Consider the following 17,997-nt stretch of genomic DNA (forward strand, 5'->3'; position numbering starts at 1 on the left):
CCGTCAAAGCTGCTGCGCCCCGATCACCGAAAGCAGCCGCAGCTTCTCGTGGCTTTCCGTGCCCGGCACGGCCGTGAAGATCAGCAAAGCCTGGTACTGGTCGGGATCCAGCAGGGTCTGGCCGTGGACCTCGATGGCGCCGACCTCCGGGTGCAGCAGCCGCTTCGGCTCGCAATACGGGCCGAGCACGGGGTGCTCAGCCCACAAAGCCGCGAACTCCGGGCTGCGCGCAGTCAACTCGGCGACCAAAACAGCCGCCGGGGAGGAGCGGCCCGTCTCGGCGAACACCTCGGCCAAGCGCGCGACCAAGGTGCGGCTGTGGTGGGGATGATCCTCGACCGGCAACCGCTCACGGGCCGAAGCCGACGTGAACCAGCGGAACACCCGGGCGCGCGAAAGCCCGGTGTACGAAGTCTCGTCACCCAGCAACGCCACCGCGAGCGGCGTCTGGCGCAGGGTCTCCCCCAGCACGTTCTCGATCTGCGCCGGCGTGTCCTGCAGACGGTCGAACACGCGCATTAGGCCGGCGTTGACGTGGTCGCCGCGGACGGCGCGCTGGGGCGCGCCGTGGCCCGCGAGGCGGAAAGGTGGTCACGTTCCGCCAGCGTGAGGTGCAGGCCGTGCGCGATCGCGGCCAGGATCTGCTCCGACGGCACCGGGCCGCGCTGCTGTTCGATGCGGCTGTAGTAGTCGCTGGAGACGCCGCTCAACGCGGCCACTTCCTCCCGCCGCAGGCCGCTGGTGCGGCGGCGCGGGCCGACGTCCTCGGGCTGCAGCGCCTCTCGCCGCGCGCGCAGGAATTTCGCCAGTTCGGGCCGGTCCATGCCCTCCGCTCGAACACCACGCTCAGCCACAGGCACCCCGATCATGGCTAACGCTCCGCGACCGCCGGCACTCGTCGAGACCGTGAGCACTGAATCAACGGTGCAACCATGCTCGACGATCTCGACCCCGGCCAAACAGTCGCCCACATGCCGCTCGGCGCCCTGGAAGGCGCGGACCGGCGCCGTGGCCGCGGCGAACAAAGCCTTCCCGCATGGGCCGTCACCGCATCAAAAAGAACGCGCCCAAACGCTCAAGGCCTCACCCGAGCTCCGCGAACGCAACGACGACCTCACCCAAGCCGTCTCCGCGGAGATCAGCGCCTCGATCGGCCACGCCTTGGCCGGCCTGCCGCAGCTCGTCGCCAACTCGACCACGGACCTCACTGCCGGCTTCGCCTGGACCGAAACCCTGTGCAATTCCCTCGCCGGACGACGCCGAGCTCGTCGGCGTGATCACCCCGTGGAGCTTCCCGTTCCAGCAGCTCATGACAGCTCGCCCCTGTGCTGCCGGCCGGCAACACGATCGTCGCCAAGCCCGTTGCGACGTCGAGGCCGCTCCTCGCGGCGACCCTCAACGCCGCCGGAATCCCCGACGGCGTCGTCAACCTCGTCTACGGCACCGACCCGATCGTCGGCGAAGCCATCACGAAACACCGCCGCCTCGACATGGTCAGCTTCGCCGGCTCCACCGCCGCCGGAACGCTGATTTCGGTGCCGGCAGCCGAAACTGCCAAAGGTCGCGCTCGGTCTCGGCGGCACCTCGGCCGGCGTGGTCGTCGACGACTCCGGCCCGCAGCTCGTCGTCGACCGCACGCTCACCACCTCATGGACCAACTGCGGTCAGGTCGGTCCCGCGTGCTCGTCCCCGCGACGAAATCCCGGGCCTGCCGACGAAAGCGACCGGCGCGGCGTGGAGGACAAAGCCTGCGACCGTGCGCGCTCGCTCGCCTACCCCGCCGAGAACAAGGCCGTGGCCATCCCGGCAAAGGGCCACGGCCTCATCAGCGCAGCGCCGTGTTCCGGGAACCCGCCCGAGCGTTCGCCGTGGCCCATAGTCTGCCTGCCGGCCGCGCCGGCGCGAACGAAGGCACCTTCCAGCCTGCCTCGTCTTCGCGTGCGCAACCCCCGCGGCGGCAAAGTCCCACCCTCCCGGGGGCTGCCCAAGATCCATTCTACCGGCGCGCACCGACAAAACCTGGCGATCGACCATGTTGTCCACAGCAGACCCGAGTTGTGGACAACTGGCGCTACCACTCACCTTGGGCAGTTACCCGCAGCCCCTCAACGGCAGCGATTTCAGGCCGCCCCGCCACGTAGATTGCGAAGGCCATGTCAACCAAGCCGCAACCCCGCGATGAACGTCGAGTCAATCCAGCAGCGAGTCCACAGTAGACAAAACTCAGAACGTGGGCGGCGTGATCAGCCAAACCGCCTTCAGCGGTTCCCCTTCCCCGACGTGCCAACGGTGCGGCACCGTCGAGTCGAGGTAGATCGCGTCGCCCGCTTCGAGTTTGACCTCGTCGTCGCCGATCCAGAAGATCATCACGCCGGCCAGGACGATGCCGCACTCCTCGCCGACGTGCGAGTGCGGATGCCCGCCGCTGGTGGCGCCCACGGGGGCCTCGACCCACACCACTTCCATCTGGTGCTGCAGGTCGGGGCTGAGCAGCTCGTTCATGATCCCGGAGCCCGGGTACTGGATGCGTTTGCGTTGCCCGCTCTTGGAAACCGAGTACCGCAACGGGTTCGGCGGCGGCGCCTCGTTGCTGAACAGCTCGCCGACGGTGTGGCCGAGCACGTCGGCCAGCCGCTTCAACGCCTCCAGCGACGGGTTCGCGCGCCCGCGCTCCAGCTGGCTGATGTAGCCGACGGAAAGCCCGACCGCCTCGGACACCTCCGTGAGCGTGGTCCGGCTCTCGTGCCGCCATTCGCGCAGCTTCGCGCCGATGTGCACGCCCTCCGAAGTGCTGCGCGGCTCGTCGGACTGCTCGGGGGGTGAGGCCATGTGTCGCTCCTGCGCCGGCGGGGGTCGGGGTTGGCGGAACTCGATCGGACGGTGAACCGCCACTCTACAAGTTTTACCCTCAGTTCAACCAGTAAAACCTTAACCGGCCAAACCAAGATCGAAATGGGCGTCGATGTCGATTTCGCAACGACCGTTGCATCCCATGTGACCAGGAGGTATGCCGACGACCAGCGTAAAGATCAACGACCGGAGCCTTGACACTGGACTGAGTTGACAGTAAAAATCTGCACTCACAGTGCGCCTCCTGCGGATCTGGTCCCCGCCGCCGCCGGCGTCGTCGTCTCGAATCATCCGAACCAATGACGCGGAGGAATGATGATGACTTTTGCAAGGCGGCCGCGAAAACTCGCGCTGGTGGCCGCCGTCGCTGCCGCCGCCGCGGTCCTCACCGCGTGCGGCTCGAGCGGATCGAGCAGCGACAGCGTCAAGATCGGCGTGCAGTTCGGCCTCACCGGCGCCGACGCCGCGTTCGACGCGGTCTACCAGGATTCCGCCAAGCTCGCCTTCGCCGACCTGACCAAGAACGGCGTCAACGGCCACTCCGTCGAACTGCTCTACGCCGACGACGCGAGCGACCCGGCGACCGCCGTCACGGTGGCGCGCAAATACATCACGCAGGACAAGGTCTCCGTGCTCTACGGGCCCGCCTTCACGCCCACCGCGTTGTCGACCATGCAGGTCGCGAGCAGCACGAAAACCCCGTTCTACACGCCGGGCAGCATCAACCCGCAGCTGACGAAACCGCTCAACAAGTACACGTTCGCGCCGGCGTTCTCCTCCGACGACGTCGCCGTCGGCATCGCGAAGCTCGTGCACTCCATGGGCGCCAAGAAGGTCGGCATGATGGTGGAATCCGACGCGTACGGCGACGCCGCGCTGTCCGGTGCCAAGGCCGCGCTCGCGAAGTACGGTCTCAACGTCGACGCCACCGAGAAGATCGCCGCCAACGCCACCGACGCCACCAGCCAGGTGCAGGGCCTGAAGGACGCCGGCGTCGACGCGGTGCTGCTCGGCATCACCGCGCCGCCGATGGCCGCGGTGATCAACGCCGAGATCCACCAGGCCACCTACCTGCCGCTGGTCACGTTCGCCGGGTCGAACACCTCACTCGACCAGCTCGCGAAGTCGGACCCGAAGGTGCGCTACTACGCGCTGACCCCGCTCGCTTGTCCCGTCGGGGACCCGTGCACGGCCGACTTCATGAAGGCGTGGAAGGCCGAGCACCCGGGTACCGAGCCGATCGTGTGGACCGTGCAGGCCTACGCGGCGGCCAAGGCGTTCATCGCCGGGCTGCGCAACGCCAAGGACACCACGCCCGACGGGCTGGTCACCGGCCTGGAGACGATGAAGCCGTTCTCGACGCCCGAGCTGCCGTGCCCCATCGCGTTCTCCCCGAGCTCGCACAAGGGCAACTCCTGCACCAACTTCTACGGCATCGCCGGCGGCAAGGTCTCGTTCTTCGGCAGCGACACGACCCAGAACCAGCTCACCGCGAACTGACCTTGCCCCAGTGAGGACTGATCGATGGTCACCACCGCCACTTTCGGCACCGGAATCGTCAACGGATTCGCCCTAGCCCTCGTCTCACTCGGTTTCACGCTCGTCTACCGCGCCACCGGTGTGGTCAACTTCGCCAACGGCAGCCAGATGGTGCTCGGCGGCTACGTCGCGTGGGAGCTCGGCTCGCACGGGTTCCCCGCGTGGGTGGTCATGCTCGGCGCCGTCGCCGCGGGTGTCGCGTCGGGTGTGGTCGTGGACCAGATCGCGTTGCGTCCCTTGCGCGGCGCGAGCCTGCTCGCCCAGATCATCGTGCTGATCGCGGTCACCGAGGTCGCCGGCGGGTTGTTCCTGTCGTCGTTCGGGGCCGAGGCCAAGACGATGATGCCGTACGCGGGCCGCTCGCCGATCGTGCCGGGGCTCGGCTGGTCGGCGAGCGACCTGGTGCTCATGGCGGTGAGCCTCGTGCTCGTCGCCGGGCTCACGCTGGTGCTGCGCGGCACGTCGGCCGGCCTGCGGATGCGGCTGGTCGCGAGCAACCGCCTCGGCGCCACGGTCGTCGGCGTGAACCCGGCGCGGGTCTCCACCCTGGCGTGGTGCGTCGGCGGCGGTCTCGCGGCGCTGAGCGGCGCGCTGATCTTCCCGACCTACCTGCTGTCCCCGGACCTCGGGCAGCAGTACACGTTCGACAGCTTCGCCGCGGTGGTCCTCGGCGGGTTCGGCAGCCTGCCGGGCGCCGCCGTCGGCGGGGTGCTGATCGGGGTCGTGCAGTCGGTCGTGTCGGGCGCGATCGGGGCGAGCTACAGCGCGTTCGTCTCGCTCGGCGTGATGCTCGTGATCCTGCTGACGCGGCCGACCGGACTGTTCGGAGCACGCGCATGACCACTGTCAACGTCCCCCGCCGCGTGCGGGCCGCCGTCCGCGATTCCGCGCTGCCGGTCCAGAAGTGGCTCGGCCGGCTGCGCGTGCCGACGCCCACCACGGTGACGTCGCCGGCCGGAGAGAAGCGCTACCTCGGTTCGCTGTGGACCACGGCCGGGGTGGTGCTGGTCGCGGTGATCGTCGCCGTGTGGGCCGACGTCGGCGGCGCGTACATCCAGACCGTGGTGGGGCTGTTCGCCGCGTACCTGGTGTCCGCGCTCGGCTACACGGTCGTGCTCGGGCAGGCCGGCCAGTTCGCTTTCTGCCAGAACGCTTTCATGGCCCTCGGCGCTTACGGGTACGCGGTGTCCGAACCGCGCTTCGGTCCGGTGGGCGGGCTGATCGTCGGCGCGGTCGCGGCCACCGTGGCGGGCACGATCATCGGCGTCGCCATCATCCGCACCCGCGACCTGTACCTGGCGCTGCTCACGCTCGCGTTCTCCCAGGCCGCGCTGCTGGCGATCCAGCTGTGGCCACCCACGCAGGGCGACAACGGGATCCTCGTCGACTTCGGCGGTGATCAGGCCTACCTCGTCGCTGTGGTGTTCGCGGCGGTCGCGCTGATCGTGGTGCAACGCATGACGCGCTCGAAGATCGGCCGCGCGTTCGCCCTCGTGCGCACCGACGAGAAAGCGGCCGCGACGATGGGCGTGAACGTACCGCTGACGCGGATGCTGGCGTTCGCCTTCAGCAGTCTGCTCGGCGGGCTCGGCGGGGTGCTGCTGGGCGCGGTGCTCACGTTCATCACGCCGACGAACTTCACGCTCGAGCTGACGTTGCTGCTGCTCACGATGATCGTGATCGGTGGCGTCGGCAGCGTGTGGGGCACGGTCACCGGCGTGCTGATCATGGTTGTGGTGCAGCAGTTCCTGCCCAGCAGCGGGAGCTTCGGCAGCTACCTCAACGCGGCCCTGCTGTTCGTGATCCTGGTGCTGCGGCCCGGTGGGCTGCGGTCGCTGGTGAACCTGCGTTCGTCGGGTGGCAGCCGTGGCTGACGCGATCCTCGACCTCGACTCCGTGCTCGTCCGCTTCGGCGGTCTGGTCGCGGTGGGCGGCGTGAGCTTCTCCGTGGCGCGCGGCTCGGTCACCGGCCTGGTCGGCCCCAACGGCGCCGGCAAGACCACGCTGTTCAACGCGATCAGCGGCCTGGTCCCCGTGACCGGCGGCTCGATCACCTTGCGGACCACGCGGGGCTCCGCCGACCTGACGCGTGTGGGTGCGTGGCGCCGCGCCGGGCTCGGCATCGGGCGCACGTTCCAGGACTCGCGGCTCGTCGCCGGACTGCCCGTGCTCGACCAGCTGGCCACGGGCGCGTTCGCCGGTCAGCAAAAACGCAGCCGGTTCCTCGGCGCGGTGTTGCGCGGTGGTGGCTTCCTCGCCGACGAGAGACGACTTGTCGACCGGGCCCACGAAGTACTGGCGCAGCTGAAGATCGAGCACCAGGCCGCGGTGAACGTCGACCTCCTGTCGGCGCCCGAACGACGGCTCGTGGACCTCGGCCGCGCGCTGATGAGCCGGCCGGAGCTCCTGCTGCTCGACGAGATCAGCGCCGGAATGCCTGTGGAGGACAAGGAAATGGTGGCCGACCGCGTGCTCGACTACGTCCGCTCCGCCGGCGCCACGGTGATCTTCGTCGAGCACGACATGGGCTTCGTCCGGCGCGTCGCCGACCGCACGGTGGTGCTCGCCGAGGGCGAGATCCTCGCCGACGGCGGCCCGGAAGAGGTGCTGCGGCGCCCGGACGTGCTCGCGGCCTACATCGGCCCCGGAGCCGAAGGAGCACTGCGATGACGTTCTCCGCGCAGGGGATCCACGCCGGGTACGGGCGGATCCCGGTCGTGCACGACCTCGGCTTCGAGGTCGCCGCGGGCGGCTACCTCGGCATCGTCGGCGCCAACGGCGCGGGCAAGAGCACGCTGCTCAAAGCTCTGTCCGGCGTGGTCGCCCCGCACGCCGGGACCATCCGGCTCGGCGACGAGGACCTCACCGGCGTGCCGGCGTGGGACCGCGCTCGCCGCGGGCTGGCGTTCGTACCCGAGTCGCGGGAGCTCTTCGGCGAGCTGACCGTGGAAGAGCACCTGCACGCGGGGTGCCTGCGGGTGCGCGGCCGGGCGAAGCGCGCGGAGCGGACGGAGTTCGCGTACGAGCTCTTCCCCGTGCTGCGCGATTTGCGCCGCCGCGCGGCCGGTCGCCTTTCCGGTGGCCAGCAGCAGTCGCTGGCCGTCGCGCGGGCGGTGGTGTCCCAGCCGAGGGTGCTGCTGCTCGACGAACCCTCCCTCGGCCTGTCCCCGATCGCGGTCAGCGGGCTCGTCGAGTCGCTGACCCGGCTCGCGCGCACCACGGACATGGCCGTGGTCATCGCCGAGCAGAGCCTCACCGTCGTGCGGGAGCTGTGCGACGACGTGCTGGTGCTCAACCTCGGCCGCGAGGTCGAGCGGGGCCCGGCCGCCGCGGTGCTGACCCGCTCGGTCATCGAGAACGCGTTCCTGTGAAAACTCCCCCGGAGGTGTGCGACAGGTGACAACCAGCAAGATCTCCTCGATCGACGTCATCCCGTTCCGGATTCCCCTGAAACACGAGGTGAAGTTCGCGACGGGCCGGCTGACCCACGCCGAGCACCTGCTCGTGCGCGTGCGCACGGCTGACGGTGTGGTCGGCCTGGCCGAGGCCATCCCCCGGCCGATGATCTACGGCGAGACCACCGTGTCGATCGCGCACGTGATCGACACGATGATCGCCCCCGCCGCGCAGTCGCTCGACCTGCTCGGCACCGAAGAGCTCGGCCACCGGCTGCGCCACCTCGTCGGCAACCCGACCGCCCGCGGCGCCGTGGAACTGGCGATGTTCGACGCCTTGGGCAAAACGCTCGGCGTCTCCTGCCACGACCTGCTCGGCGGCTACGCGCCGGAAGTCCGCTGCACGGCGATCCTCGGCGCGGGCACGATCGACGAGGTCGTGGCCGAGACCGCGGCGCTGCGCGCGGAGCACGGCATCACCAGCTACAAGGTCAAGGTCGGCCTGGACCTCGACCGCGACGTGCGGCTGGTCGCGCAGCTGCGGCAAGAGCACCCCGACGCGTTGATCTACGTCGACGCCAACCACGGTTACTCCGCGGCCGACGCGATGACGTTCCTGGAATCCACAAAGGACTACCGGCTCGCGTGGATCGAGGAGCCGTGCCCGGCCGAGGACGTGCTCGGGCGCGCCGACGTGGTCGCCAAGTCGACCGTGCCCGTGCTCGGCGACGAGAGCTGCACGACGCCGCGGGAGGTCGCCACCGAGATCCTGGCCCGGCGCTGCACGATGATCAGCATCAAGCTGGCCCGCACGGGGATCCGCGCGTCGACGCGGATCCGCGAGTTCTGCGCGGCCGTCGGCGCGCAGGCGATCGTGGGCAGCCAGGGCGACTCGGCGATCGGCACGTACACCAGCGCCGCGTTCGCCGCCGCCAGCCCCGTGACGGCGCAGCACCCGGCCGAGCTGGCCTACCTGCTCAACCTCGACGGCGACCTCGTGGTCCGCCCGCCCGAAATCCGGGACGGCGTGCTGCGGGTGCCCGCCGAACCCGGCTTCGGGTTCGAGATCGACGAAGCCGCACTGGCGCGTTTCCGGACCGACCGGCCCGGGGAAAGGAGCTGAACCGCGTGTTCCGTTACGACCAGGCAAGGCAGGTGCTCACCGTGGGGGCCGGCACGATCGCGACGGTGCCGGACGAGCTCACCGCTCTGTCCGCCCGTTCGGTGTGCCTCGTCGGCAGCCCGCGCTCGCTCGCGTCGGCCGCCGGGCAGGCGACGCGCGAAGCGTTGCGCGGCTTCGACGTCCGGCACGAGTTCGGCAAGATCGCGCCGCACGCGCCGATCACCGACACCGAGGCGATGGCGCGGCAGCTGCGCGACGACCCGCCCGACGCACTGGTGGCCGTCGGTGGCGGCAGTGTGAGCGACACCGCGAAAGCGCTTTCCATCCTGCTGGCCGAAGGATTTCCGCTCGAGGCCAAGTGCAGCACGTTCACCCCGCCCGATGTGCTCAAGCACGTGCAGCTCGACCAGCCGAAGATCCCTGTGCTCACGATCCCGACGACGTTGTCGGGCGCGGAGGTCACGCCCGGCGGCGGCGCGACGGACGCGCGTGGCATCAAACGCGTGTTCTGGGACCAGAAGGTCGCCTCGCGCGTGGTGGTGTACGACCCCGAGCTGTTCACCGACGTCCCGGCCGAGCTGCTCCTGACCACCGGCATGAACGGGCTCGCCCACTGCGCCGAAGCCCTGTACTCCAAGTCCGCGTCGCCGTTCACGGACGCGCTGGCGGCGGAAGGCGCCCGGCGGTTCGCGGAAACGCTGCCGCGGATCGGCGGTGCCACCGGGCCGCTGCCCGTCGACCTGCTGGAGGACGCGCTCACCGCCGCGGCCATCGGCGGCCTCGTCATCAGCAACGCACGGGTCGGCCTGCACCACGCCGTCTGCCACGTGCTCGGCGCCGCGTACGGCGTGCCGCACGGGGTGGCGAACTCCGTGATGCTGCCGTACGTCCTGGAGTACAACCACGACCACACCGAGGCCAAGCAGGCGATCCTGGCCCGCGCGCTCGGCGAAGGGCTCGGGGAGACGGGCCGCGCGGCGGTGCTGGCGGCAACCGTGCAGCGGCGTGCGGGCGTGCCGAGGACGCTGGCGGACACCGGCCTCGCCGAGTCCGACCTGGCGCGGGTGGCCGAGGAAGTCATGCAGGACCGCGGGTTGTTCTTCAACCCCAAGCGAGTTCCCGACGCCGGTGCGGTGCTGGGCGTGCTGCGGCGCGCGTGGACCGGCACCGTGACCGGGGCCGCGTGATGGCGGAGCTCGCCACCGGGAGCGCGCTCGTCGACCTCGTCACCGCGCCCCGCAGCGTGGTCGTCGTCGGCGCGTCGGCCGACCCGGCCAAGCCCGCGGGCCGGCCGCTGGCCTACCTCAGCCGTTACGGGTTCACGGGTGACGTGTTCGTCGTCAACCCCCGCCACTCCGTCGTCGGCGGCTACCCGGCGGTGCCGGCCGTGCTCGACCTCCCCGTCGACGCGGCCGAGGCCGCCATCGTCAACCTGCCCGCCGACCAGGTGCCGAGTGCGTTGCACGACCTCGACAGCCGCGGTGTGCGGGCCGCGGTCGTGATCGGCAGCGGCTTCGAGCGCCCCGACAGCGCCCCGCGCCAGGAGCTCAACCGGTTCCTGGCCTCGCCCGACCGGCGGCTGCGGGTGATCGGACCCAACTGCGTCGGCACGATGAGCGTGGTTTCCGGTGCGCACCTGAACTTCTCGAGCGTGCTCGGCCGCGGGCCGGCGCGAGCCGGTTCGGTCGCGATGATCACGCAGAGCGGGGCGAGCGGCAACGGGCTGCTCATGTCGATCCTGCGCCGCGGCGGCGGCATCGCGCACTGGTTCAGCACGGGAGACGAGTTCGACGTCGGCGCGCTCGAACTGCTCGTGGGCGTGCTGGCGCGCGACGACGTGCGCACGGTCGGGCTGTTCCTCGAAGCCATCACCGACCTCGACTGGCTGCCGGCGGCCACCGAAGCCATCGCGCGCACCGGGAAACGGGTGTTCCTGGTCAAGATCGCCGACAGCGACCTCGGGCAGCTCGCCGCCGGCGGGCACACCGGGCGGGTGGTCGGGTCGAGCGACATCTCCCACGCGGTGCTGAAGCAGGCCGGGTTCGTGCGGGTGCCGGGCATCGCGGAGCTGGCCGACTGCCTGGTGACCGCGCAGGTGGTCGGCGAGCTGCCCGCGCGGCCGCGGATCGCCGCCGCGTCGGTGTCGGGGGCGGGGGCGGTGGTACTGGCCGACCGCGTGCAGCAGGCGCCGGCGTTGTCGCTGCCGGAGCTGGGTTCTTCCACTCGCGTCCGGTTGCGGGAGGTGCTGGCGGACCGGGTCGAACTGCACAACCCCATGGACGTGCCGTTCCTCGGCGAGACCGAGACGTTCGCGCGCACGGTGGCAACGTTGTCCGAAGCGCCGGATTCGGACGTCGTCGTGGCCGTCGAGTCGAGCCTCGCGCACGACCGCGAGGTGCTGACCGAGATCCTCACCGCGCGATCCCCCGCTGCGAGTCCCGTCGTGCTCAGCCACCTCAGCGAGGACGATCCGATCCCGGAAAACCTCCTCGCGCGGCTCGCCGCGGCGCGGGTGGCCGTGGTCCCGACGCCGGAACGCGCGGTGCAGGCGCTGGGCCTCCTGGCGGGTGACGCGGGTGCTGAAGCCACGGCCGAACCCGCCGAAGACCTGACCGGGTACCTCGGCCTGCCGGACATCGCCGACTTACTGCCCGCGGACTTCCCCTGGGCGCCTTGGGTTTCCGCACCCGACCGAGCGGCCGCGGCGGAGGCGGCGGGCCGGTGGGGCTACCCCGTGGCGGTCAAGGCGGCCGGGCGGACGATCGCGCACCGATCCGAGCTCGGCGCCGTCGCGGTGGTGCACGGCGAGGACCACCTCACGGCGGCGTACGAACGGGTCGCGAAGGTGTGCGCCGAGCACGGTGACGACGTCGTGGTGCAGCGGGGAGTCGGTTCGGGGCAGGAAGTGCTGGTGGCCGTCGTGCGCGACCCGGAGTACGGCCTGTCCGCCGTGCTCCGCCCGGGTGGCGTGAACGCCGAGCTGCTCGACGACCAGGTCGTGCTCTGGCACGGCTGGCCGCCCGAGCAACGGCTGGCGACGCTGCGGGAGTCCCGGCTCGGCGTGCTCCTGTCCGGCTACCGCGGCCAGGCGGCGAGTGACGTCGAGGCGCTCAACGCCGCGATCACCACCTTGTTCACGGCGCTGGCCGACCAGCCGGTGTCCTTTGTGGAGCTCAACCCCGTGCTCGTGCTGGCGGACGGGGTCCGTGCGATCGACGCGATCGGGCGGAAACGAAGGGTGAAGGGAAGAGCATGACCGCACAAGACAGGTTGCAGCACTACCAGGAGTCGCTGGGCAACATCCCGCCCGCCATCTCGACGATGTTCGCGATGGACGAGGGCTTCGCCGGCGACTACACCGACATCCGCGAGCGGATCTACACCCAGCACGCCGACGGGCTCTCCCTCGCGATGAAGGAGCTGCTGCTGGTCATGTTCGACCTGGCCGTGAGCAACGCCGGCGGCGCGATCAACCACCTGCGCGCGGCCAAGCGCGCCGGGCTGACCGCCGAGCAGCTGCGCGAGTCGCTGCAGATCGCGTTCCTCGTGCTGGGCGTGTCGGGCTGGGGCAAGGTCGGCTACAAGCTGTGGGCGGCCTGGGAGAAGGACTTCGAGGAAGAGGGGGCGAGCACCAATGGCCACCACGCGTCTTGAGTTCAGCACCGAGATCACCGACGAGATGCTGTCGGAGGCGGCAGCGCTCGAAGGCCAGGAGATCCGCGTCGAACCGTGGAACAACGAGGCGACACTGGACACCATCCGCCACTACGCCTGGGGCCTCGGCGACCACAACCCGCTGTTCCACGACGAGCAGTACGCGGCGGCGAGCCCGCACGGTGGCGTGATCGCCCCGCCCACGTTCCTGTACTCCAGCTACGACGGTGCCGTCGGCCTCGGTTTTCCCGGGGTGCAGCCGATCTACGCCGGCACGGAATGGGTGTTCCACGAGACGATCCACCGCGGCGACCGCATCCTGCCGAAGGCCCGGCTGGGGAAGGTGACCGTCCACAGTGGCCGCCACTCCGACCGGTTCGCAATCCAGCGCGTGCACACCGAGTACCGCCGCGAGAGCGACGGAGCGCTGCTGGCCGAGGCGCTGGCCAGCACGTTCCGCGTGCCGCGCGCATCGGCGTCCGGCGGGTTGTCGTACAAGGCCCGCGACAAGCACGTCTACCGCGACGAGGAGCTCGAGGAGATCCGCCGCTGGGCGACGACCGAGGCACGGCGCGGTACCACTCCGCGCAACCCGGCCGAAGTGCAGGTCGGCGACGTGGTCCCCGAGGTGGTGAAGGGACCGATCGACCAGATCACCATGACGGCCTACTACGCCGGCTGCATCGGTTCGCCCGGCTACAAGGCGGGCGAGATCTCGTGGCTGTACCGCACGTGGGCCGTCGAGGAGCCGGAGCGGCTGCCGAACAACTACGACCCCACGTACTTCAGCGAGCGCGTGCTACCCAGCCTCGGGCACCAGGACCCCGAGGTGGCCAAGGAGATCGGCATGCCCGGCGCGTACAACAACGGCCCGCAGAAATGCGGGTGGATGGCGCACCCCGTGCTGAACTGGATGGGTGACGCCGGTTCACTGCGCGAGTTCTCCGTGCGCCTGCGCCGGCCGGACATCTTCGGCGACACCGTCTGGTGCGGCGGCGAGGTGACCGAGGTGCGGGACAACGGCGAGGTGCTGATCGCCTTGTCCGCGCGCAACCAGCTCGGCGAGCAGACCGCCGAGGGCAGCGCCCTGGTGCGCTTGGGCTGAGGCCCGGCGGGCGGCGCGGGTGTGCGCGCCGCCCGCCGGCACCTCGTCAGTCCACCGGCGCCGCGAGCGGGGCAGGGACTGTCCTCTTGCGACGGACGGACTCCGTCACCAGGAACACCGCCAGGAACGACACCGCGGCCATCACCGCGAGGTACAGTGCGATCGCGTTGGCCGTCCGGAACTCGGCGAACAACGACGTCGCGATGATGGGCGCGAGAGCACCGCCGGCGACCGCGCCGATCTGGTAGCCCACCGAGACACCCGAGTAGCGGACGCTGGCGCCGAACATCTCCGAGAACAACGCCGGGCACGGGCCGTAGGTGAGGCTGAAGATGACCTGCGCGATGACGAGCGCCACGGTGATCAGCACCGGCGAGCCCGTGTTCACGAGCCAGAACATCGGGAAGCCCCACACCGCCAGCCCCGCGGCCCCGCTGAGGAACACCTTGCGCCGGCCGACGCGGTCGGACAACGCGGCGGCGGCCGGGATCGTGAGACCCGAGGCGACCGCGGAGATCAGCACGGCCACCAGGATCGTGCCGCGCGGCACGCCCAGGGCCTGCGTGGCGTAGGACAGGATGTAGACGGTGAGCAGGTAGTACGCGCCGCCGTTGATCACGGTCGCGCCGGCGGCGAGCAGGATCTGCTTGGGGTGCGAGCGCAGCAGTTCGAGCAGCGGCGCGCGCCGCCGGGCCGGCTCCTCCGCAGGCGTTGCTTGAGTTTCCGACGCGCGCGACTGGGCGTAGAGCCCGACTGCGATGAGCAGAATGCTGAGCAGGAACGGAATCCGCCAGCCCCACGCCAGGAACGCGTTCTGCGAGAGCGTGGCCGAGAGGATCAGGAACATCACGTTGGAGAAGATCAACGCGATCGGCACACCGAGCTGCGCGAAGCTGCCGTAGAACCCGCGCTTGCCCTCGGGCGCGCACTCCGTGACCAGTAGCACCGCGCCGCCCCACTGGCCGCCGAGCGCCAGGCCCTGGACCAGGCGCAGCACCACCAGCAGGATCGGCGCGGCCACGCCGAGGGTGGCGTAGGAGGGCAGCAGGCCGATCGCCGTCGTGGCCACGCCCATGATCATCATGGCCGTGACCAGCGCCGGTTTGCGGCCGAACTTGTCACCGAAGTGCCCGAACACGGCCGCCCCCACGGGCCGGATCAGGAAGCCGACGGCGAACGTGCTGAACGCGAGCAGCGTGCCCGCGACGGAATCGACTGACGGGAAGAACAGCTTGTTCAGTACCAGCGCCGAAGCCGACGCGTAGATGAAGAAGTCGTACCACTCGATGGCCGAACCGGCGACGCTGACGAGGATGTTCTTTCTCATCTGCCGCGGCGGCGGGGACACCTGTGTCATGGGGGAACTCCGTTGTTCAGGGGACGGGGAAAGCGCTTCACCGGCCAAGCGAGGCCAGGGCGCGGCGGTGTTCGATCAGGTCGACCAGGCCGTCGACCACGGCGGTGAGGATCGCCGACGACGGCGAACCCTCCGGCAGCTCGCCGTCGGCGAGCGCCTGATGGGCGTGGGGCAGCACGAACTCGGGCTGGCCGACCACGTCGGCGTTCATCTTGTGCAGCACCGAACGCAGGTTCAGCTGCGCGCGAATGGTGCCCAGCGGCCCCTGCGAAGCCCCGATGATCGCGACGGGCTTGCGGCCCAGCGCCGGACCTTCGTCGACGGGGCGGGAAAGCCAGTCCAGCGCGTTCTTCAGCACGCCGGGCATGGCCGCGTTGTACTCCGGGGTGGCGATGAGCACCCCGTCGGCCGTGCGGATCCGGTGGCGCAGCTGCGCGACGGCCGGCGGGGCCGGGTGTTCTTCGTCCTCGTTGAACGGCGGGATCGCCGCCAGCTCACCGAAGACGTCGAAGGAGAGCTCGGGCGGCGCGAGCTGCGTGACCGCCATGAGCAGGCGCGTGTTCAGGGAATCCTTGCGCAGGCTTCCGGACAGCGCGAGGATCGTCAAGTCCGACAAGGGTTTTCTCCCGTCACGATTCTTCCGGGTCCATCGACCACAGCTCGGGGAACGGCACCTCGACCACCGTCTGCACCAGCCAGTCGAGGCCGCTGGAGCCGTAGTAGCCGGGCCGGTGGCCGAACGTGCGGCGCGTGGCCACGAGGTGCAGGTGCTTGTACTCGGCGTAGCCCTCCGCGATCTTCATCAGGGCCTCGCCGCAGAACCGCAGGTCCACGAGCGCGGGGTCGCCGCCGTAGAAGACCGTGGTCCACGCGCGCACCACGTCAGGGTGCGACTCGTGTTCCTCCTGCGGGTCACGCTTCACGACCGAGTCCGGAATGGACAGTCCACGCCGGCTCAGCAGCGCCAGCGCCTCGTCGTAGACGCTCGGCTCGCGCAGGGTCGTCAGCAGCGACGAGTGCTCGTCCGGCATCGACGACACGGGGTCGGCCAGCGCGTGCGGGCGGATGCCGAGCAGGAACACCAGCTCGCGGTACTTCCACGACTGCAGCGACGAAGACTTGCCGTGCACGGACCCGAGGCCGTTCTTGATCGGCAGGAAGTCGCCGACGGTCATCCACTCCAGCGACTTCCACGACGCGTTCAGCCCCGCGAAGTGGTCCGCCGCCCGGCGCAGGGCCGCCGCGGCCGACGGGGTCTCGCCGTCCCGGAAGTGCTGCGCGGCGAAGCGCAGCTCCGTGGTGATCAGGCCGAAGTACAGCTCCTGCACCTGGCACACCACGAGGAACGACCGCTCGCCCTCCAGGTCGGTCACCGGCTCCTGCAGGGTGTGCAGGACGTCGGCCTTGAGGTAGGAGTTGTACGCGGTCATGTCGTGACCTCCTCGGGCAGGGAGAGGAACCGCGCGGCGTTGCCACCGAGCAACAGGCCGCGTTCGGCTTCGGACAAGAACTGTGCTTTGCGCACCACCTGGCCCACCGGCCGTTCGCCCAGCGGGTACGGGTAGTCGCTGCCGAGCAGGATGTTCTCCACGCCGACGACGTCGACCAGCAGCCGCAGCGCCGACGGGTCGAACACCACGCTGTCCACGGAGAACCGGCCGAGGTAGCTCGACGGCGGGTTGGCGGAGCCGCCGATCACGTCGTGGCGCTCGTGCCAGGCGTTTTCGAGCCGGCCGAGCCAGAACGCGAACGAGCCGCCGCCGTGGGCGAAGCAGATCTTGAGCGTCTCGGGCACCTGGTCGAACACGCCGCCGAGGATCATGGCCAGCAGCGAAAGGTGCGTCTCCGCCGGCATCCCCGTGAGCCACTGCGACATCCAGCGGCTCAGCCGCGGCGAGCTCGGCATGTCCCACGGGTGCACGAACACCGGCACGCCCTTGGCGGCGCAGTGCTGCAGGAACGTGACGATGCCGGCGTCGTCGAGGTCGCGGTCGCCCACGTGGTTGCCGATCTCGACGCCGCGGTGGCCGGCGGCGAGGCACCGGTCGAGCTCTTCGCACGCGAGATCCGGGTCCTGCAACGGAACCTGGCAGAACGGCAGCAGCCGTCCGGACGCCGGTTCGCAGATCTCCAGCGCGAGGTCGTTGAAGACCTTCGCGATCCGCACGGCCTCGGCGGGCGTGCGGTCGTAGGAGAAGAACACCGGCGTCGGCGACACGACCTGCACGTCGACCTGGTCTTCGCCCATCTCACGCAGCCGCTCGCCCGCGTCCCAGCAGTTGGCGAGGACGCGCCGGAACTCGCGCGAGCCGACCATGATGGTCGCCTCGCGCTCGTTCTCGACGCGCAGCCACGGCAGCGTGCTCTCCTCGACCGGGCCGTCGCCCAGCGCCGGCCAGCCGCGCGGGACGAAGTGTGTGTGGACGTCGATCACCTGGGGCATCAGAGCGCGGACCTTCCGGGGTGCACCGTGCCGCAGTTGGCGCACTTGCGCAGGGACTCGTCTTCGTAGAACTGCTCGAACACCGGCGGCAGGTCCTCGACGATGTCACGCACCTGCAGTTCGACCTCGTGCACGAGGTGTTCGCAGTTGAGGCAGTACCACTGGAACTTCTCCAGCGTGCCCTCTTCGCGGACGCGCTCGATCACGACACCGATCGAGCCGGCCTCGGGGCGCTGCGGCGAATGGGGCACGTTGCCGGGCAGCAGCCACATGTCACCCTCGCGCACGTGGACGGTCTGCTGTCCCTCGTCGGTCATCACGTTCACGTGCATGCTGCCCTTGACCTGGTAGAACCACTCCTCGTACGGGTCGACGTGGAAGTCGGTGCGCTGGTTGGGCCCGCCGACGACCTGCACGATGAAGTCGCCCGTGCGTTCCCACATCTGCTTGTTGTTGACCGGCGGCTTGAGCAGGTGCTGGTGTTCCTCGACCCACGCGGCGAAGTTGAAAACGGGGTTGATGTCGGTCATT

The 17,997-nt window shown here is 70.1% G+C and carries 19 protein-coding genes; 11 read left to right on the top strand and 8 right to left on the bottom strand.

Features of this window, described 5'->3' with window-relative positions; translation table 11 throughout:
* Positions 1-3: 3 nt before the first annotated feature.
* A complete protein-coding gene (locus tag ACQPXB_RS42975; RefSeq protein ID WP_432847639.1) occupies positions 4-519 on the bottom strand; it encodes a hypothetical protein in 516 nt (171 codons plus the stop codon).
* Positions 519-824: a helix-turn-helix domain-containing protein gene (locus tag ACQPXB_RS42980; protein WP_432847641.1), complete on the bottom strand. Its 306-nt coding sequence runs from the start codon at positions 822-824 to the stop codon at positions 519-521. The genes ACQPXB_RS42975 and ACQPXB_RS42980 overlap by 1 nt, the downstream gene beginning before the upstream one ends.
* Positions 825-1,325: 501 nt before the next feature.
* Here ACQPXB_RS42980 and ACQPXB_RS42985 point away from each other — a divergent pair.
* Positions 1,326-2,141 (top strand): aldehyde dehydrogenase family protein, encoded by an 816-nt coding sequence (locus ACQPXB_RS42985; protein ID WP_432847643.1) that lies wholly within the window; start codon positions 1,326-1,328, stop codon positions 2,139-2,141.
* Between the two features lie 82 nt (positions 2,142-2,223).
* Here the strand turns inward: ACQPXB_RS42985 and ACQPXB_RS42990 are convergent, their stop codons facing one another.
* The gene (locus ACQPXB_RS42990; protein ID WP_366588418.1) at positions 2,224-2,829 is read right to left on the bottom strand and encodes a helix-turn-helix domain-containing protein; all 606 of its coding nucleotides are present in this window, start codon (positions 2,827-2,829) and stop codon (positions 2,224-2,226) included.
* A 339-nt stretch (positions 2,830-3,168) separates the two neighbouring features.
* Here ACQPXB_RS42990 and ACQPXB_RS42995 point away from each other — a divergent pair, with 339 nt between their 5' ends.
* From ACQPXB_RS42995 to ACQPXB_RS43040, 10 genes are read left to right on the top strand one after another with little or no spacing between them, the layout of a single operon-like run.
* Positions 3,169-4,350, top strand: coding sequence for an ABC transporter substrate-binding protein (locus ACQPXB_RS42995; protein WP_432847645.1), 1,182 nt, complete (start codon positions 3,169-3,171; stop codon positions 4,348-4,350).
* 24 nt (positions 4,351-4,374) lie between these two features.
* Positions 4,375-5,229, top strand: coding sequence for a branched-chain amino acid ABC transporter permease (locus ACQPXB_RS43000; protein WP_432847647.1), 855 nt, complete (start codon positions 4,375-4,377; stop codon positions 5,227-5,229).
* Positions 5,226-6,263, top strand: a complete 1,038-nt coding sequence (locus ACQPXB_RS43005; protein ID WP_432847649.1) for a branched-chain amino acid ABC transporter permease — start codon at positions 5,226-5,228, stop codon at positions 6,261-6,263. Before ACQPXB_RS43000 ends, ACQPXB_RS43005 begins: the two co-directional genes overlap by 4 nt.
* Entirely contained in the window at positions 6,256-7,059 is an 804-nt protein-coding gene (locus tag ACQPXB_RS43010) for an ABC transporter ATP-binding protein (RefSeq protein WP_366588426.1), read from the top strand. Before ACQPXB_RS43005 ends, ACQPXB_RS43010 begins: the two co-directional genes overlap by 8 nt.
* Positions 7,056-7,760, top strand: coding sequence for an ABC transporter ATP-binding protein (locus ACQPXB_RS43015; RefSeq protein WP_366588428.1), 705 nt, complete (start codon positions 7,056-7,058; stop codon positions 7,758-7,760). The genes ACQPXB_RS43010 and ACQPXB_RS43015 overlap by 4 nt, the downstream gene beginning before the upstream one ends.
* 25 nt (positions 7,761-7,785) lie before the next feature.
* Positions 7,786-8,907: a mandelate racemase/muconate lactonizing enzyme family protein gene (locus tag ACQPXB_RS43020; protein ID WP_432847652.1), complete on the top strand. Its 1,122-nt coding sequence runs from the start codon at positions 7,786-7,788 to the stop codon at positions 8,905-8,907.
* 5 nt (positions 8,908-8,912) lie between these two features.
* On the top strand, positions 8,913-10,094 hold the full coding sequence (locus ACQPXB_RS43025) for an iron-containing alcohol dehydrogenase family protein (RefSeq protein WP_386953993.1): 1,182 nt from the start codon (positions 8,913-8,915) through the stop codon (positions 10,092-10,094).
* Positions 10,064-12,163: an acetate--CoA ligase family protein gene (locus ACQPXB_RS43030; RefSeq protein ID WP_432847654.1), complete on the top strand. Its 2,100-nt coding sequence runs from the start codon at positions 10,064-10,066 to the stop codon at positions 12,161-12,163. Before ACQPXB_RS43025 ends, ACQPXB_RS43030 begins: the two co-directional genes overlap by 31 nt.
* A complete protein-coding gene (locus ACQPXB_RS43035) occupies positions 12,160-12,561 on the top strand; it encodes a carboxymuconolactone decarboxylase family protein (RefSeq protein WP_432847656.1) in 402 nt (133 codons plus the stop codon). Before ACQPXB_RS43030 ends, ACQPXB_RS43035 begins: the two co-directional genes overlap by 4 nt.
* Positions 12,542-13,666: an FAS1-like dehydratase domain-containing protein gene (locus ACQPXB_RS43040; RefSeq protein ID WP_366588437.1), complete on the top strand. Its 1,125-nt coding sequence runs from the start codon at positions 12,542-12,544 to the stop codon at positions 13,664-13,666. The genes ACQPXB_RS43035 and ACQPXB_RS43040 overlap by 20 nt, the downstream gene beginning before the upstream one ends.
* A gap of 46 nt (positions 13,667-13,712) precedes the next feature.
* On the opposite strand, the gene ACQPXB_RS43045 is transcribed toward ACQPXB_RS43040, so the two are convergent.
* Genes ACQPXB_RS43045 through ACQPXB_RS43065 form a run of 5 tightly spaced genes read right to left on the bottom strand, consistent with a single transcriptional unit; the run spans position 13,713 to position 17,996 of the window.
* Positions 13,713-15,023: an MFS transporter gene (locus tag ACQPXB_RS43045; protein WP_432847659.1), complete on the bottom strand. Its 1,311-nt coding sequence runs from the start codon at positions 15,021-15,023 to the stop codon at positions 13,713-13,715.
* A 37-nt stretch (positions 15,024-15,060) separates the two neighbouring features.
* The gene (locus tag ACQPXB_RS43050) at positions 15,061-15,639 is read right to left on the bottom strand and encodes an NADPH-dependent FMN reductase (protein ID WP_386953981.1); all 579 of its coding nucleotides are present in this window, start codon (positions 15,637-15,639) and stop codon (positions 15,061-15,063) included.
* A 13-nt stretch (positions 15,640-15,652) separates the two neighbouring features.
* On the bottom strand, positions 15,653-16,453 hold the full coding sequence (locus ACQPXB_RS43055; protein ID WP_366588443.1) for a tryptophan 2,3-dioxygenase: 801 nt from the start codon (positions 16,451-16,453) through the stop codon (positions 15,653-15,655).
* On the bottom strand, positions 16,450-17,466 hold the full coding sequence (locus ACQPXB_RS43060; RefSeq protein ID WP_366588445.1) for an amidohydrolase family protein: 1,017 nt from the start codon (positions 17,464-17,466) through the stop codon (positions 16,450-16,452). The genes ACQPXB_RS43055 and ACQPXB_RS43060 overlap by 4 nt, the downstream gene beginning before the upstream one ends.
* Positions 17,466-17,996 (bottom strand): 3-hydroxyanthranilate 3,4-dioxygenase, encoded by a 531-nt coding sequence (locus ACQPXB_RS43065; protein ID WP_432847661.1) that lies wholly within the window; start codon positions 17,994-17,996, stop codon positions 17,466-17,468. Before ACQPXB_RS43065 ends, ACQPXB_RS43060 begins: the two co-directional genes overlap by 1 nt.
* Between the last annotated feature and the right edge of the window lies 1 nt (position 17,997).

The sequence above is a fragment of the Amycolatopsis sp. CA-161197 genome (genome assembly GCF_050942255.1).
GTDB lineage: Bacteria > Actinomycetota > Actinomycetes > Mycobacteriales > Pseudonocardiaceae > Amycolatopsis.